This window comes from Neorhizobium sp. R1-B, assembly GCF_004368875.1.
In the GTDB taxonomy this organism is placed as follows: Bacteria; Pseudomonadota; Alphaproteobacteria; order Rhizobiales; family Rhizobiaceae; genus Neorhizobium; species Neorhizobium huautlense.
This window is the reverse complement of record NZ_SOEM01000011.1, coordinates 124770-139891: the sequence shown is the minus strand read 5'-3', so window position 1 is coordinate 139891 and position 15122 is coordinate 124770. Positions and strand designations below refer to the sequence as shown.

Annotated in this window: 8 protein-coding genes; 5 read left to right on the top strand and 3 right to left on the bottom strand. The window is 60.4% G+C overall.

Features of this window, described 5'->3' with window-relative positions:
- Positions 1–81: 81 nt before the first annotated feature.
- The gene (locus EDE05_RS16495) at positions 82–1515 is read right to left on the bottom strand and encodes a M20 family metallopeptidase (protein ID WP_132411328.1); all 1434 of its coding nucleotides are present in this window, start codon (positions 1513–1515) and stop codon (positions 82–84) included.
- Positions 1516–2017: 502 nt separating this feature from the next.
- Here EDE05_RS16495 and EDE05_RS16490 point away from each other — a divergent pair.
- The 5 genes from EDE05_RS16490 to EDE05_RS16470 all read left to right on the top strand — a co-directional run bounded on the left by EDE05_RS16490 (position 2018) and on the right by EDE05_RS16470 (position 7421).
- The gene (locus EDE05_RS16490; RefSeq protein WP_105373083.1) at positions 2018–3613 is read left to right on the top strand and encodes an ABC transporter substrate-binding protein; all 1596 of its coding nucleotides are present in this window, start codon (positions 2018–2020) and stop codon (positions 3611–3613) included.
- A 159-nt stretch (positions 3614–3772) separates the two neighbouring features.
- Entirely contained in the window at positions 3773–4777 is a 1005-nt protein-coding gene (locus EDE05_RS16485; protein WP_105373084.1) for an ABC transporter permease subunit, read from the top strand.
- 15 nt (positions 4778–4792) lie between these two features.
- Positions 4793–5710, top strand: coding sequence for an ABC transporter permease subunit (locus EDE05_RS16480; RefSeq protein ID WP_132411326.1), 918 nt, complete (start codon positions 4793–4795; stop codon positions 5708–5710).
- Positions 5711–5712: 2 nt separating this feature from the next.
- Positions 5713–6582, top strand: a complete 870-nt coding sequence (locus EDE05_RS16475; RefSeq protein ID WP_112800557.1) for an ABC transporter ATP-binding protein — start codon at positions 5713–5715, stop codon at positions 6580–6582.
- Positions 6579–7421: a dipeptide ABC transporter ATP-binding protein gene (locus EDE05_RS16470; RefSeq protein ID WP_132411324.1), complete on the top strand. Its 843-nt coding sequence runs from the start codon at positions 6579–6581 to the stop codon at positions 7419–7421. The genes EDE05_RS16475 and EDE05_RS16470 overlap by 4 nt, the downstream gene beginning before the upstream one ends.
- A gap of 94 nt (positions 7422–7515) precedes the next feature.
- Here EDE05_RS16470 and pbpC read toward each other — a convergent pair whose 3' ends face one another.
- Positions 7516–9597, bottom strand: a complete 2082-nt coding sequence (pbpC, locus tag EDE05_RS16465) for a penicillin-binding protein 1C (protein ID WP_132411322.1) — start codon at positions 9595–9597, stop codon at positions 7516–7518.
- A gap of 15 nt (positions 9598–9612) precedes the next feature.
- The gene (locus EDE05_RS16460) at positions 9613–15048 is read right to left on the bottom strand and encodes an alpha-2-macroglobulin family protein (protein ID WP_134101954.1); all 5436 of its coding nucleotides are present in this window, start codon (positions 15046–15048) and stop codon (positions 9613–9615) included.
- Positions 15049–15122 lie beyond the last annotated feature (74 nt).

Here is a 15122-nt window from a genome sequence, read left to right as displayed (position 1 = left end):
CCACGGCGTTGGACAGTCCCAATTGCCGTTTTCAGCCCAGTGAACGGTCAAAAGAATTGACGGTTCGATCAATGGATTTGGCTATTTCACCGTCATCGCCGCGACTGGCGGCTCGGCACCCGGCGGAATTGGGCTTGTATAAACCTGTCCCTTGCGCCGTCTCTTCAAGTCGGCCCAAGCGGCTTCGCGGAGCTGCTCGCTCTCGATCGCGGCAAGACCGGTAGCAGCCATAGCCTTGGCTGCAGAGATCATTCCTTTATGGGCAAGCGGGCTCTTGCCCTGCGCGACGACCTGCCACGTGTGAAGTTGGGTCCCTACGGCAAGCGTTGCGCCGTAGGCCTGCACCGTCGGCACCACCCAGCTGACATCGCCCACATCGGTGGAACCGCCCATCTGGCGATTTTCGCTGTGAGCCGGCAGGATGAAATCCGCAAGCGGGACATCCCGTTCCTCCAGCCGCTCCTGGTTCCAGCTCGCCGAAATGTCCTCCGGGGTTAATGTTGCGCGGATTTTTTCCGCGAATATTCGATCTTCCTCATCGAATGGAGGCGGGCCAATGCTGTCCCAGACGTCCTGCATCACGTCCATCAACGGCGTGTTGACGATGAGGTTGGATACGCCCGCAAGGATGGTGCTCTCGACCTTCGTCTCGGTCATCAGAGCCGCGCCCTCCGCGACTTTCTTCACGCGCTCGATCAGTGAGAGGAGGCCCGGCAGTTCCGGCGCGCGGACGACATAACGAACCTTGGCATAAGCCTGCACCACATTCGGCGAAATGCCGCCGGCATCAAGCACCGCATAATGTATGCGGCAATCGGACGGCATGTGTTCACGCATATAGTTGACGCCGACATTCATGAGTTCCACCGCATCGAGGGCGCTGCGCCCAAGCTCCGGCACCGCGGCTGCATGAGCGGCGCGTCCAGTAAAGCTGAAATCGATCCTGCAATTGGCGAGCGAAGTCTCGCGCTGCACGCCTGCAAAGTTGCTGGGGTGCCAGCTGATGGCAATATCCACGTCTTCGAAGGCGCCGGCGCGAACCATGAAAGCCTTGGCCGCACCGCCTTCCTCCGCGGGGCAGCCGTAGTAGCGCACGCGGCCGGGCGTTCCCGTCTCTTCCAGCCAATCCTTGAGCGCCGTCGCCGCAAGAAGCGAGGCGGAGCCGAGGAGATTATGGCCGCAGCCATGCCCGTTTGCGCCAGCAACGATCGGCTCGTGGTGGGAAAGTCCCGCCTTCTGGCTCAGTCCTGCCAATGCATCATATTCCCCGAGGAAGGCGATGACCGGACCACCTTCACCCGCTTCCCCGATCAGTGCTGTCGGTATGTCGGCCACATCTTCAGTAACGGCGAAACCTTGAGCTTCCAGCATTTCCCGATGCGCCGACGCTGACAGCTTCTCCATGTAGCAGGTTTCAGGCGTCTCCCAGACCCGGTCCGCCAAATCGATAAAAACCTCGGTCTTGCGGTCGATGAAATCCCAGATAAGCGGGAGATTGGAATTGCCTGTCCTCATGAACCATCGCCTCGATGCAAGTAATGCTGATTGGAGGGCCGAACCGTACTCCATTCTCACCCGATGGCAATGCGCCAATGCAGCACTCGTCAGGATCACACATCTGAAATGAAAAAGTGACCGAAAAGGCGAATTTTCGCATCTCGACAACAGAATGATAATCGCTATGCTCCCGCGCCGTTGCCGGTCGAGAATCTAAAGATCGGGCCAAAAATGGTAAGAACACATGGGGATTGTGTCGAACTTGCGGAAAATTTTCTAAGAAACGCTGTCGCTACAAAAATAGACGGAGCTGTAGCCTTGCGAAAACTTGGCGCTCTGGAATTACGTGGACGTAAAATGACATCCGCCGGAAGGAACAATCGAAGCACACGCGGGTCCAATTCGCCCACCGGGAGGTAAATAACAAGAATATCAAGCTTGAAGCGCACCGTTGCGCATCTAGTTCAATGACAGATTACCTGGGCCGCAAGAGGCCACAGGTCACACGGGAGAGACTATCATGAAATACAAACTGACCCTTGCCGCGGCGCTGCTGTCGGCGACCTTCTTCGCGGGCGCTGCCAGCGCCAAGACCTTCGTTTACTGCTCCGAAGGTTCCCCGGAAGGCTTCGACCCCGGCATCTACACGGCCGGCACCACATTCGACGCTTCGGCTCATCCGATCTACAACCGCCTTCTCGAATTCAAGCCCGGCACGACGCAGCCGGAGCCAGGCCTCGCCGAGAGCTGGGAAATCTCCAGTGACGGCACTGTCTACACCTTCAAGCTTCGCCCGAATGTGAAATTCCAGACCACCGACTTCTTCACCCCGAGTCGCAACCTGAACGCCGACGATGTTGTCTTCTCGATTGGCCGCCAGATCGATACCAAAAACGCCTGGAACCAGTATATCCCGGGTGCCGCCTGGGAATATGCCGCCGGCATGGGCTTCCCGGAACTCATCAAGTCGGTGGAAAAGGTCGATGACCTCACCGTCAAGATCACGCTGAACAAGCCGGAAGCGCCTTTCCTCGCCAACCTCGCCATGCCGTTCGCATCGATCATGTCGAAGGAATATGCCGACAGCCTCGACAAGGCCGGCAAGAAGGAACAGCTTAACCAGATGCCGGTCGGCACCGGTCCGTTCACGTTCGTCGGCTATCAGCAGGACGCGGTTATCCGCTACAAGAAGAATGCCGACTACTGGGGTCCGGCTCCGAAGATCGACGATCTGGTCTTCGCAATCACCACCGACGCAGCCGTTCGCTATCAGAAATTGCAGGCTGGCGAATGCCACCTCATGCCGTATCCGAACGCAGCCGACGTCCAGTCCATGAAATCCAATCCGAACCTCACGGTTCTGGAGCAGGAAGGCCTGAACGTCGCCTATCTCGCCTACAACACAACCCAGGCTCCATTCGACAAGGTCGAAGTCCGCAAGGCGCTGAACAAGGCGATCAACAAGAAGGCGATCGTCGATGCCGTCTTCCAAGGCATGGCGACCCCGGCGAAAAACCCGATCCCGCCGACCATGTGGTCTTACAACGAGGCCACCCAGGACGACGCCTATGATCTGGACGCTGCAAAGAAGATGCTCGCCGACGCCGGCGTCAAGGATCTTTCGATGAAGCTCTGGGCGATGCCGGTTTCGCGCCCCTACATGCTGAACGCCCGCCGCGCAGCGGAAATCATGCAGGACGATTTCGCCAAGATCGGCGTCAAGGTCGAGATCGTTTCGTATGAATGGGCCGAATATCTCGATCGCTCCAAGGCCAAGGACCGTGACGGCGCCGTCATTCTCGGCTGGACCGGCGACAACGGCGACCCGGACAACTTCCTCGACACCCTGCTCGGCTGCAATGCCGTGGGCGGCAACAACCGCGCTCAGTGGTGCAACAAGGAGTTCGACGAACTCGTGAAGAAGGCCAAGGTCACGTCCAACGACGAGGAACGTACGAAGCTCTATGAGCAGGCACAGGTGATCTTCAAGAAGGAAGCCCCCTGGGCCACACTCGATCACTCCCTCTCCATCGTTCCGATGCGCAAGGGCGTGACGGGCTTCACCCAGAGCCCGCTCGGCGACTTCACCTTCGAAGCCGTCGATATCACCGAGTAATTTAGCGGCTCACAATGTTTTTGCCGCGGGGCGCGTTGCGTTTCCCGCGGCATTTTCTTATGAGACGCCAAAAAATGTGGCACAGACGCCTCAATCGCCGCTTCCATGGCTTGACAAAGCCTTGAACCGGCCAAGACCGAAACCATCGAAGGTTTTAGAATGTTTGGCTTCCTTTTGCGGCGCCTCGCCGTGCTGGTCCCGACTTTTATCGGGGTCTCTATCATCGCCTTTGCCTTTATCCGGCTGCTGCCGGGCGATCCCGTGGCCCTTCTTTCGGGTGAACGAGTCATGTCGCCGGAGCGCCATGCCGTTATCAGTCAGCAACTGGGTCTCGATCGGCCGCTGGTGGTCCAATATCTGGATTATCTAGGCGGCGTGGTGACCGGCGACTTCGGTTCTTCGATCGTGTCGAAGAAACCGATCCTCGACCAGTTCCTGGCCCTCTTCCCAGCCACGATCGAACTATCACTCTGCGCAATCATCATCGCGGTTGCACTTGGCATTCCGGCTGGCGTAATCGCGGCCATCAAGCGGGGATCGTTCTTTGATCAGGCGCTGATGGGCGTCGCTCTCGTCGGTTATTCGATGCCCATCTTCTGGTGGGGCCTGCTACTGATCATCCTCTTCTCGGGCACCCTGCAGTGGTTCCCGGTCTCCGGACGCATCTCGTTGATGTTCTTCTTTCCGCCGGTGACGGGCTTCATGCTGATCGATTCGCTGCTGTCTGGCCAGAAGGGTGCTTTCGCATCGGCACTGAGCCATCTGGCGCTGCCGTCGATCGTGCTGGCCACGATCCCGCTGGCAGTCATTGCGCGGCAAACGCGCTCGGCCATGCTGGAGGTCCTGTCTGAAGATTACGTCCGCACCGCCCGGGCAAAGGGGCTTTCGCCCTTCCGCGTCGTCGGCATCCATGCTCTGCGCAACGCCATGATCCCGGTCATCACCACCATCGGCCTGCAGATCGGCGTCATGCTCGCCGGCGCGATCCTGACCGAAACGATCTTCTCGTGGCCCGGCATCGGCAAATGGATGGTCGACAGCGTCTTCCGCCGAGACTACCCGGTCATCCAAGGCGGCCTGCTGCTCATCGCCGCCATCATCATGTTCGTCAATCTCATCGTTGATTTGCTCTACGGCCTGATCAACCCCCGTATACGGCACTAAGAAGGAGAAAATCCCATGGCCGATACCATCATCGACAAGCCGCCCGCGGCCGTTTCGACCGCCGCCATGCGCCGCCAGATGCTCAAGGAGTTCTGGTTCTATTTTTCCGAAAACCGCGGCGCCGTCATCGGGCTTTTCGTCTTCCTGGCGCTTGTCGTGATCGCGGTACTCGCACCCATCATCGCGCCGCACTCACCCTTTGAACAGTATCGCGATGCGGTACTGGTGCCGCCGATCTGGACCGAAGGTGGCCGCGCCGGATACCTGCTGGGCACTGATCCTGTTGGACGCGATATTCTTTCACGCCTGATCTACGGCGCTCAATATTCGCTGTTCATCGGCGTCTTCGTAACCACACTGTCGCTGGTGGGCGGTATACTGGTTGGTCTGATCGCCGGCTATTTCCGTGGCTGGGTCGACACAGTTATCATGCGCCTGATGGATATCATCCTGGCCTTTCCGTCGCTGCTGCTCGCCCTGGTGCTCGTTGCCATCCTGGGACCCAGCCTGACGAACGGAATGATCGCCATCGCGCTAACGCTCCAGCCGCATTTCGTGCGTCTCACCCGCGCGGCTGTGATGGCCGAGAAGACGCGCGACTATGTGACTGCGGCCCGCCTTGCCGGTGCCGGCCCGTTACGCCTGATGTTCCGTACGATCCTGCCGAACTGCACCGCGCCGCTGATCGTTCAGGCAACCCTTTCCTTCTCGAACGCCATCCTGGATGCGGCTGCCCTCGGCTTCCTCGGCATGGGTGCTCAGCCACCGGCGCCGGAATGGGGCACGATGCTCGCAGAAGCACGGGAATTCATCCTGCGTGCCTGGTGGGTGGTCACCTTCCCTGGCCTGGCGATCCTCATCACCGTCCTTGCCATCAACCTGATGGGCGACGGCCTGCGCGATGCGCTCGACCCGAAACTGAAGAGGTCCTGATCATGGCGCTTCTGCAAATAGACAATCTCACAGTCGAATTCGAAACCGCAACCGGCTGGTTCAAAGCCGTGGACGGGGTCTCGCTGTCGGTCCAAAAGGGTGAAGTGCTGGCGATCGTCGGCGAATCCGGGTCCGGCAAGTCGGTCGCCATGCTTGCGGTCATGGGGCTTCTCCCCTGGACTGCGAAGATCACCGCAGACCGCATGCTCTTTGAAGGCCGCGACATCCAGAAGATCAGCCCGGCCGAGCGGCGTAAGCTGATCGGCAAGGATATCGCCATGATCTTTCAGGAACCGATCGCCAGCCTCAATCCGTGCTTTACGGTGGGCTTTCAGATCGAGGAGGTACTACGCGTCCACCTCGGCCTCGACAGACAAGCCCGCCGCGCCCGCGCCATCGAACTCTTCAAGCAAGTGGGCCTGCCTAACCCGGAAGAGCGGCTGGGCAGCTTCCCGCACCAAATGTCGGGCGGGCAGTGCCAGCGGGTGATGATCGCCATCGCCATCGCCTGTAACCCGAAGCTCTTGATCGCCGACGAACCGACCACGGCTCTCGACGTGACGATCCAGAAGCAGATCCTGGACCTCATCATGTCGCTGCAGGCCAAGAACGGCATGGGCCTCATCATGATCACCCATGACATGGGCGTCGTGGCCGAGACAGCCGACCGCGTGGTGGTGCAATACAAGGGCCGCAAGATGGAGGAAGCCGACGTGCTCTCCCTCTTCGAAAACCCGAAGAGCAATTACACGAAAGCCCTGCTGGCGGCGTTGCCGGAAAACGCCACCGGCGACCGCCTCACCACCGTTTCCGCTTTCTTTGACGGAACTCCGGAACCTGCCCAGGAAACGGGATTGGGAGTAAATGCATGACCGATAACACCATGCTCGAGGTGCGCGACATCAAGCGCGATTACGAACTCTCCAGCGGTCTCTTCAAGCCCAAGAAGATCATTAACGCGGTGAAGGGTGTCTCCTTCAAGCTGGAACGCGGCAAGACGCTGGCAATCGTCGGCGAATCCGGCTGCGGAAAATCGACGCTTGCTCGCATGATCACCTTCATCGACGAGCCGACTGCCGGCGACCTCCTGATCGACGGAAAGAAGGTCGATACGCGCCCGGGGCGCCTCACCCATGAAATGCGTCAGAAGGTGCAGATCGTCTTCCAGAATCCGTATGGCTCGCTCAATCCGCGCCAGAAGATCGGCGATGTGCTCGGTGAACCGCTAGCGATCAATACGGATATGTCGGCGGAAGAACAGCGGCATCGCGCAAACGAGATGCTGAAGAAGGTCGGTTTGGGGCCGGAGCATTATAACCGCTATCCGCATATGTTCTCTGGTGGTCAGCGCCAGCGTATCGCGATTGCGCGCGCATTGATGCTGAATCCAAAGCTCCTCGTGCTCGACGAGCCGGTCTCGGCGCTTGATCTTTCGGTCCAGGCACAGGTGTTGAACCTGCTTGCCGACCTGCAGGACGAGTTCAATCTCACCTACGTCTTCATCAGCCACGATCTCTCCGTCGTTCGCTATATCGCTGACGAGGTCATGGTGATGTATTTCGGAGAGGCGGTTGAATACGGTACGCGCGATGAGGTCTTTTCCGACCCCAAGCACGAGTATACCCGGACACTGTTTGCAGCGACACCTCGCGCGGACGTCGAAACTATTCGCCAGCGTATTGCGAAAAAGAAGGCAATGGCCGCGGCCTGACTACTCCCCTGAAGGAGGTGGGGTGATCCATCTGAAAGATTACACCCCACCCACCGTTTCGCGGCGACCTCCCCTTCGGGGAAGGTTACAGCTTTCACTCCACGAATACCCTGACGCTCGCGGCTCTTCCCACGGCATCAATCACCGTCAGTGTCGAAAAGCCTGCCCCTTCCGGCATCCATTGATTGGTTCGCCGACGCGACAAATCGGTGAGCGGTCTTCCATTCGCCAGCCAGCGGAAGGGCGCCCGCCCGCCCTGCAGTTTCAGTGCCAGCGGCGAGATTTGCCCGGACCGAGCGCCAAGATCGACCCTTGCCCCTTCGGGGGGATAGACGATCTGCGGCGGCGGCTCTCGAGTTGAGGCCGAGATGAGGCCGGCCGCCGTCATCGAAAAGCGTCGCTGGCTGATCGGAAGATCGGCCTGCGCAAGCCGCACGACACCAGCAGGAGCCGACGGCAAAGGCGCGATCGGAACGCCTGATTTGGAAAAGGCTTCGAAGAGGATCGGCGCAGCGGTTTGATAGCCGGCAATGCCCGGCACCGCCCCATTGTCCGGCCGACCGACCCAGACTCCGAGCACATAACGACCGTCATAGCCAACGGACCATGCATCACGATAGCCGTAGCTCGTGCCAGTCTTATAGGCGATGCCGAGTCTCGGGCTCCCCTGTGGCGGCAGAACGTCCGACAGAATATCTGCGACGTGCCAGACAGCCTGCGGCTCGAGCAATGGCTCGCCCTCGATGAGACCCGGCGCCCGATCGACCCCGTTTCCGAGCAAGACGGGCTGTCCCTGATTTGCCAGCGCGGCATAAGCCTGCACGAGATCCTTGAGCGTGATGCCGACGCCGCCAAGCCCGATTGCCAGACCGGGTGCCTCATTTGGTGGCAGGACCGGCCGTATATCGGCTCGCCGGAAACGGATCATCAGCCGTGACGGCCCGACCGCATCGAGCAGACGCACGGCCGGCACATTGAGCGACAATTGAAGTGCCTGCCGTATGCTGACGTCGCCCTGGTAGCTCATGTCGAAATTTTTCGGCCGGTAGCCGAAGAAATCCGCCGGCCGATCTTCAATGATCGTCTCCTGGGAGACGATCCCCTGCTCGAAGGCTAGTCCGTAGATGAATGGTTTCAGGGTCGAGCCAGGCGAGCGCAGAACCCGCGTCATATCGATCCAGCCTGAACGGCTCGCATCGAAATAGTCCGCGGAACCCACCTCGCCGACGATTGCGCCGGTCGTCACATCCGCCATGACCATCGCGAGCGAAACCCGGGGGCTGAGCCTGGAGGTCGCCTCGCGGGCGACTTGTTCCAGTCCCTGCTGGATGCCGCGTCTGAGCGTCGTCTTGTGCTGTTTGATATCCGGTCGCTTTCGAGTAGCCGCTTCGGAAAGATGCGCGGCATAGGCCGGCAATTGCAGCCGCCGCAGCGGGATTGCCTCGCTCAGGGCACGCTCCGCCTCGCCCTCGCCCGTCAAGTCCGCGACGGCCGACCTCACCAGCACCCGCTCACGCGCTGCCTTCGCGCTTTGGGCATGCCGATCCGGACGCCGGCCTTCAGGCGATTGCGGCAGGGCCACGAGCAGGGCTGCTTCCGCCACCGTCAATCGGCGCGGCTCCTTGCCGAAATAGGCGAGGCTTGCGGCACGAATCCCTTCCAGGTTGCCGCCATAAGGCGCGTGGGTGAGATAGATTTCGAAAATCTCCTGCTTGCTCAAGCGCCGCTCTATTTGCAGAGCACGGACAAGCTGAATGAGCTTTGCAGAAAAGGAACGGGTTTCGCGCGGCTCTATCAGCCGAGCCACCTGCATGGAAAGCGTGGAGGCTCCGGAAACGATGCGGCCGTTCGTGATGAATTGCAGCGCCGCCCGGCCGAGAGCCAGAGGGTCGACGCCTGCATGGTCGTAGAAACGCTGATCTTCATAGGCAACCAGCATTTTGATAAACCGAGGATCGACGTCCTCCGCTGCGGTCTTCAGTCGCCAGCGACCTTCCGGCGTGGCAAAGGCCCGCAACAGCACACCATCCGCGTCCAGCACTTCGGTCGAGACGACCTGCGCCTTTTCAAGCGGCGGCGGGAAGGCCCGGTCGGCGGCATCAAGACCGGCGACCAGCCCGGCCACGAGGACCAAGCCGGCACCGATGCCGATCGAGAGCTTCCACCTGCGTTTCATGGGATCGAGCCGCCGCTATTGCGCGGCGAGCACCTCCATCTTGCCAGTTGCAGTCCGCGCCGAGAACTGCGGCCGGTACATATCTTCGACCTGCGCCGCCGGATGGTCATAAACGCCCGGCGTCACGGCGCGCACGACATAGGCGAGCGTGATCTGGCGATTATCGCCGGCGCTGCGATCGAATGCGGCAACGAAACGGTCGTTGCGGAACTCCGTATGCGCAGCCTGAACCTCCTCCAGCCAATCGAAATTCGAAAGGTTGGCGCTGTTGACGACGCTCGGATTGTCGATCTCAAAACCGGCCGGCAGCAGATCGGTCACGACGATGCGCGACGGCCACTCGTTCGTCTCGGTGATGGTCAGCACCGCCACGTAACGTTCATTCTGCTGCGCCTCGCTGACATTCACTTCCTCGCCATCCATATTGTAATAGGTTCGGGAGATTTCGAAACCTTCGCCACCGGCAGGAAGCGGCTGGGCAGGCGCCGCAACCGTGGTGATCGCCGCGGAAAGGGTTTCGCCGCTGTCGTTCCTGATCGTTACCGGATGGTCGATCAGCGCGTCACCCGTCATCTGCGACATCAGCGTCCCGCGGTGAGAAGCGCCATTGACGTTAAGCCGCAGGCTGTCGTCGCCGTTCTGCAGAGCACGGGCGGCGAGCAGCATCCAGGTCTGTTCTTGGGTGCTGGTATATTTCTTGGCGGCCCACTCCTTGGCAACGATATTCGCCAGCGCCGGCACGATCGGCGGCACGGGTTTGCTCTCGGCGGCCAGTGCCAGGACCGCTGCGCCGTCCCGCAACGACGAACCATAGTCGGAGCGAGCCAGGCTCACCTTATGGATCTGCGCCTGTTCCGACATCTGCAGGGAATCTGCAAAAATGCTCTTTGAGCGCTGGGCATCCCCGTAAAGCGCCAGCGCCGCAGCAATATGGGCTTTGGCGAGAGGCGTCGGGAAGTCATTGAGCGCCGTGTCCGCGTAGTAGCGCAGATCGCTGATCGCGGCTTTCCGGTTTCGCGCGAGCACGTAGAGCGCATAGGCGATTTCGTTGCCCTGGTCCTTGATGTTGTTGGTATAGCCGAGCGTATTCTGCAGGTTCTCCAACGCCTGAACCAACGTCTTTTCCGGAACGTCGTAACCTTGCTCTCGGGCACGAGAGAGGAAGTCCGTCACATAGGAATCGAGCCACAAATCGCCGCCGCCCGGAGCCCAGAGGCCGAAACTGCCGGCCGAGGACTGGTACGAAAGCACGCGATAGATGGCGTCCTGCACCCGCTTCTTGATATCCGCATTGTCGGCCAACCCGTTCTGCACCGCCATTTCGCTGAGATAAAGAAGCGGAAGCGCGCGGCTCGTGGTCTGTTCGGCGCAGCCGTATGGATAACGGCTGAGGCCCATCAGCAGCGCCGGAATGTCGAAGGCGTTCGACCGGCTGACATTCACACTGACGGAGCCCCCGGGCAGGACACTGTCCGCAAGCAAGTTGGAATCAACTGTGAGGCTCGCCCCGGGCCGAAGCTCAACAAGCCGACGCTCCGTAATGGGCATCGACGCCGGCCGCACCGGGATATCAAGCTGCTGATACACGGAAGGTCCTGAAACGCTCGCCAGACGCACATAGACCTCACCATTGCCCGGTTCGATACCGGAAAGCGGGATTGTGAGATTTGCCTTTCCGCCTGCTGCGAGCTTTAGGTTCTTGCTCCCGTTCTGCCCGACTGAGACCGGATCGGTCGTCATGACAGTAAGCTGATAGTCGCCGGCCGGCGCATCCGTGTTGGCGATATCGAGACGCAGATTGCCCTGATCTCCAGGGGCGAGGAAACGCGGCATGCTTGCGGTTACCACGATCGGGTCGCGGATGATCACATCCTTGACGCCATGTCCGACCCCCAATTTCGACCAGGCGACCGCCATTATGCGGGCGGTGCCGTTGAACTGCGGAATATCGAAGGAAACTTTTGCTTTGCCCTCGGCGTCGAGTTTTACGGGGCCTGAGAAAAAGGCCACCAGCTTCTCCTTTGGCGGGCTCGCCTGCAGGGCAATGCTGCCGCCATCACCGCCGGTGCGCAGGCGGCCGGTGGCGCCGAGCGAGCCGTCGATAAGCCGGCCGTATATGTCGCGAATCTCAATCCCGAGGCGGCGCTGGCCGAAATACCAGTCGTCCGGTGCCGGCGGCTCGTAGCGCGTCAGGTTGAGGATACCGACATCGACCGCGGCGACCGTTACATAGGCGTTTTCATTTGCCCCGGCTCCGGCTACCTGCACGGAAATATCGAGCGGCTGACGCGGCAGCGTCTTTTCAGGCGCATCAACCGAGACCTGCAGGTCCCGATTTTCCGGATCGACCTTCAACCATGTGATACCGATCGCGCGCATCGGCATCCGGCTTTGCTGTGCCTCGCCCGGACGATAGAGCGTAGCTGTTACATAGGCGCCGGCGCCCCAAGCCGCCGTGACGGGAATTTCCACCTCACCGCCCTGCTCGCCCATGCTCGCCGCCTGCACGGTGATCAGCTCTTCAGAGCCTGCCGTCAGCATCAGTTCTCCGGCATAACGCGAGGAGACTTTGAGCTTCGCAGTGTCGCCGATTTTGTAGCTCGGCTTGTCGAGAGCGATTTCCAGTGCATCCGGCGTTTCGGTCGAGGTCGCGGTCACGAACCAGCCGGCGTCGAATTCCACGCTCGACGCGGGTCCGCCGACATCGGCAGTCTCGACCTCGAGCCTGTAACGTCCCCAGCCGACCGGGACGGAGATCCGGCCGCCATCGGCGGTGACGTTGACGGCACCATCGGCAATCTGGCTCGTGCGCGTTACCGGCTCGAAACGCCAGGAAGACCCGTCGCGATACCATTGGTAGTCGCGGTCGACCTTGATGAGCTTCCACGAAAGGCCGCGCATCACCTGCTTATTGCCGTCGGCGCCCACGACGATGACCGTGAAATTGCCGACCGAATTTTCTGCCAGATCTCCCGTAAACTCCGGCTTGATCCCGATACGAGAGCCCTCTGACTTGACGGGTAAGGTCATCGTGCGCTCGACGGCCCGGCCACCTGCCTCCTGCATCCGCACGACAATATCTGCGTTGACAAGCTGCGTGATCGATGGGATTTCGCTCACCAGCGCTTCGATGATCGATTTCCCATCCTCATCGGTCGGCTCCAGCTCATCGAGCGGTATCCTTACCGTCTCGGTTTCCTCTTCATCCGCCAATCCGAATTGATAGCCGGGAAACGCCGAATTTTCCCGGGTAGGCTTCAGCGCAATCTCACCTTCCAGATTGAGACCGGCTGCGGGCGCACCATAAAGGAAGCGCCCGTCGACGTTGATCGACGCCGGCTTGCCCGCTTCGATCTCCTTCGCATCGCTCGCCATCTCGAACTCGATGCGATCAGGCACGAAGTCATCGACGAGGAACGTCTTTTCGCCGATTGCGGAGCCCTTCGGATCCGTGAAGATCTGCATTGTCCAGGTGCCACGCATGGACGTCTGCTGCAGCGGCAGGCTCACGGCATAGCCGCCGAGCAAACCATTGCTGACCATCCGTCGATCCTCGACGCCGTCCGGACGCAGGAAGACAAAGGTGAGCGGTAGATTTTCGATGGCCGCGGCATCGACATCGCGGGCGAGGGTACTGGCGTAAACCGTTTCGCCGGGGCGGTAGATGCCCCGTTCCGTCCAAGGCAGGACATCGATGGCACCCGGCGCCGGGCGGCCTGTTACGCCGCGGTCCGAGAGATCAAAACCGGCGCGGGTCATATCGAGGAAGACGAAATCCTGGCCGCTGTTCTGTGCCGTCAGGACCGCCGGCACCATCCCTGCGGTGCCGCGCATCAAGCCGGCAGTGAAAACCGCGCGGCCATCCGCATCCGTCTTCGCGGTGCCAAGGATTTCATTGTTCTTGGCAAGAAGCTGAAGATCGACGCCGCTGATCGGCTTGGCGGAACCAAGCGAGCGGGCGAAGACATGCAGGCCGTCCGTACCGGCATAGGTGGTAAGACCGATATCGGAAACGACGAACCATTGCGTCGCTTTGCTGTCCCATTCCTGCGAGACCGTATTGGAAGCGGCCGCCGTCAGCACATAGACGCCCGGCTTTCGGGCGGGCAACGCTTCATCGACCGGCAAGCTCGTCACCACATCCTTGTTGAGTTCGGTGCCAATATCAATCGTTCCCTGCCAGACGAGCTCGCCGCTTTGCTGCTCGATCTGGCCGGCATTGTAGCCGTCCATCTGGGTGAGAAACTGCGAATTGGCGAGAAGCGAGGCGATATTCCGGTCGCCTATCCGGTAGAGCTTCAGGTCTGCCTTTTCCGTATTGACCGAAACGATCGGAATGCCGCGGCGGGCCGTCGAAGGCAGGACGAAACTGTCGCCGGTGAAGCGTACCGTCGCCGACCGGTCCTTGACGTAGAGATCAAGATCGATCTGGGCGACGAGCGGCTCGTCGACCGATGACGGGAGGCCGCGGCGGAGCGATAGCTTGTATCGCTGGCCGTGCGTCAGACCTTCGACGCAGATCTGGTTGTCCTTGGCTTCCATAGCCTTCGGCGCCTGGCCGTTGAGCACCACGAACGGAGCGTAATCGACACCGGCTTTCACCAGCGGCTCGGAAAATTGCACGCAGGCGCGCGGATTGGCGCTGTCCGCATCGACCGTATTACCCGTCACGCGGAAACCCTGGCGCTCGCGAAGGTCATTGTAGGCCGTCTGCACGGTACGGGCCTTCACCAACGCGAGGCTCGCTTTATAGGCATTCAGTGCAGAGCGGTAATTCTGCTGCTTGGTAAGCGCTGCTCCAAGAACCGCCAGTGCATCGGCGCGGCTTTGGGCCGTGCGGGACAGCTGGTAGCCGTTGATCGCAGCAAGGGTACCTTCGCTATCGTCCCTTGCGGTGCCGGCAGCACGCGCCAGCTCGATCCAGAGCGCACCATTATCGGGGGTCAACGTAAGCGCACCTTTGAGATTGTAGATCGCGGTATCGACATTGCCGCGGAGGAGTTCCGCCTGGGCGATCGTCTTCAGGTTTTCGACACCATAACCCTGCTGGTTATCCCCGAGCGTCAGGCCCTCTTTCTGCTCCCTGGCCTGCTGCAGCAGGTCCTCGGACAGGAAAGAGAGCTTTTGTGGTGCGCCTATGTCCGGCTCCGTGGCGACGTCAACGATCTTGCCCGCCACGGCGCCGGGAAAGGGATTGAGCTGGCCGTAGTCCGTCTTCAGGAAACACCACTTGGCCTTGACGTTATAGGTGAAGGCTTTGCATGCATTGTCGCCGATGCACGCCGCCTCGCATTGCGGCTGGCTGACGTTCTTCACGGTTCTGAGATCGAAACCGAGATAGTCGCTATCCGGTGTGCTCTCGATACGCCGCTCCGCAGCCGTCAACGGCAAGGCGAGAGCGAATGCGGAAAAGAGAAGAGCGGAAAAGCCGAAAAACGCGCGCCTGGACATGAACCGTCCCCCCAATGGCTGTCGTTGAATGCGCCAGTTTTCCGATGTGTGCGGGAACTTGTCAAACGAAACTA

What these genes read in the sequence shown, in the direction of transcription:
- EDE05_RS16495 (WP_132411328.1), bottom strand. Translation starts at nt 1,515, where the DNA reads ATGAGGACAGGCAATTCCAATCTCCCGCTTATCTGGGATTTCATCGAC.
- EDE05_RS16490 (WP_105373083.1), top strand. Translation starts at nt 2,018, where the DNA reads ATGAAATACAAACTGACCCTTGCCGCGGCGCTGCTGTCGGCGACCTTC.
- EDE05_RS16485 (WP_105373084.1), top strand. Translation starts at nt 3,773, where the DNA reads ATGTTTGGCTTCCTTTTGCGGCGCCTCGCCGTGCTGGTCCCGACTTTT.
- EDE05_RS16480 (WP_132411326.1), top strand. Translation starts at nt 4,793, where the DNA reads ATGGCCGATACCATCATCGACAAGCCGCCCGCGGCCGTTTCGACCGCC.
- EDE05_RS16475 (WP_112800557.1), top strand. Translation starts at nt 5,713, where the DNA reads ATGGCGCTTCTGCAAATAGACAATCTCACAGTCGAATTCGAAACCGCA.
- EDE05_RS16470 (WP_132411324.1), top strand. Translation starts at nt 6,579, where the DNA reads ATGACCGATAACACCATGCTCGAGGTGCGCGACATCAAGCGCGATTAC.
- pbpC (WP_132411322.1), bottom strand. Translation starts at nt 9,597, where the DNA reads ATGAAACGCAGGTGGAAGCTCTCGATCGGCATCGGTGCCGGCTTGGTC.
- EDE05_RS16460 (WP_134101954.1), bottom strand. Translation starts at nt 15,048, where the DNA reads ATGTCCAGGCGCGCGTTTTTCGGCTTTTCCGCTCTTCTCTTTTCCGCA.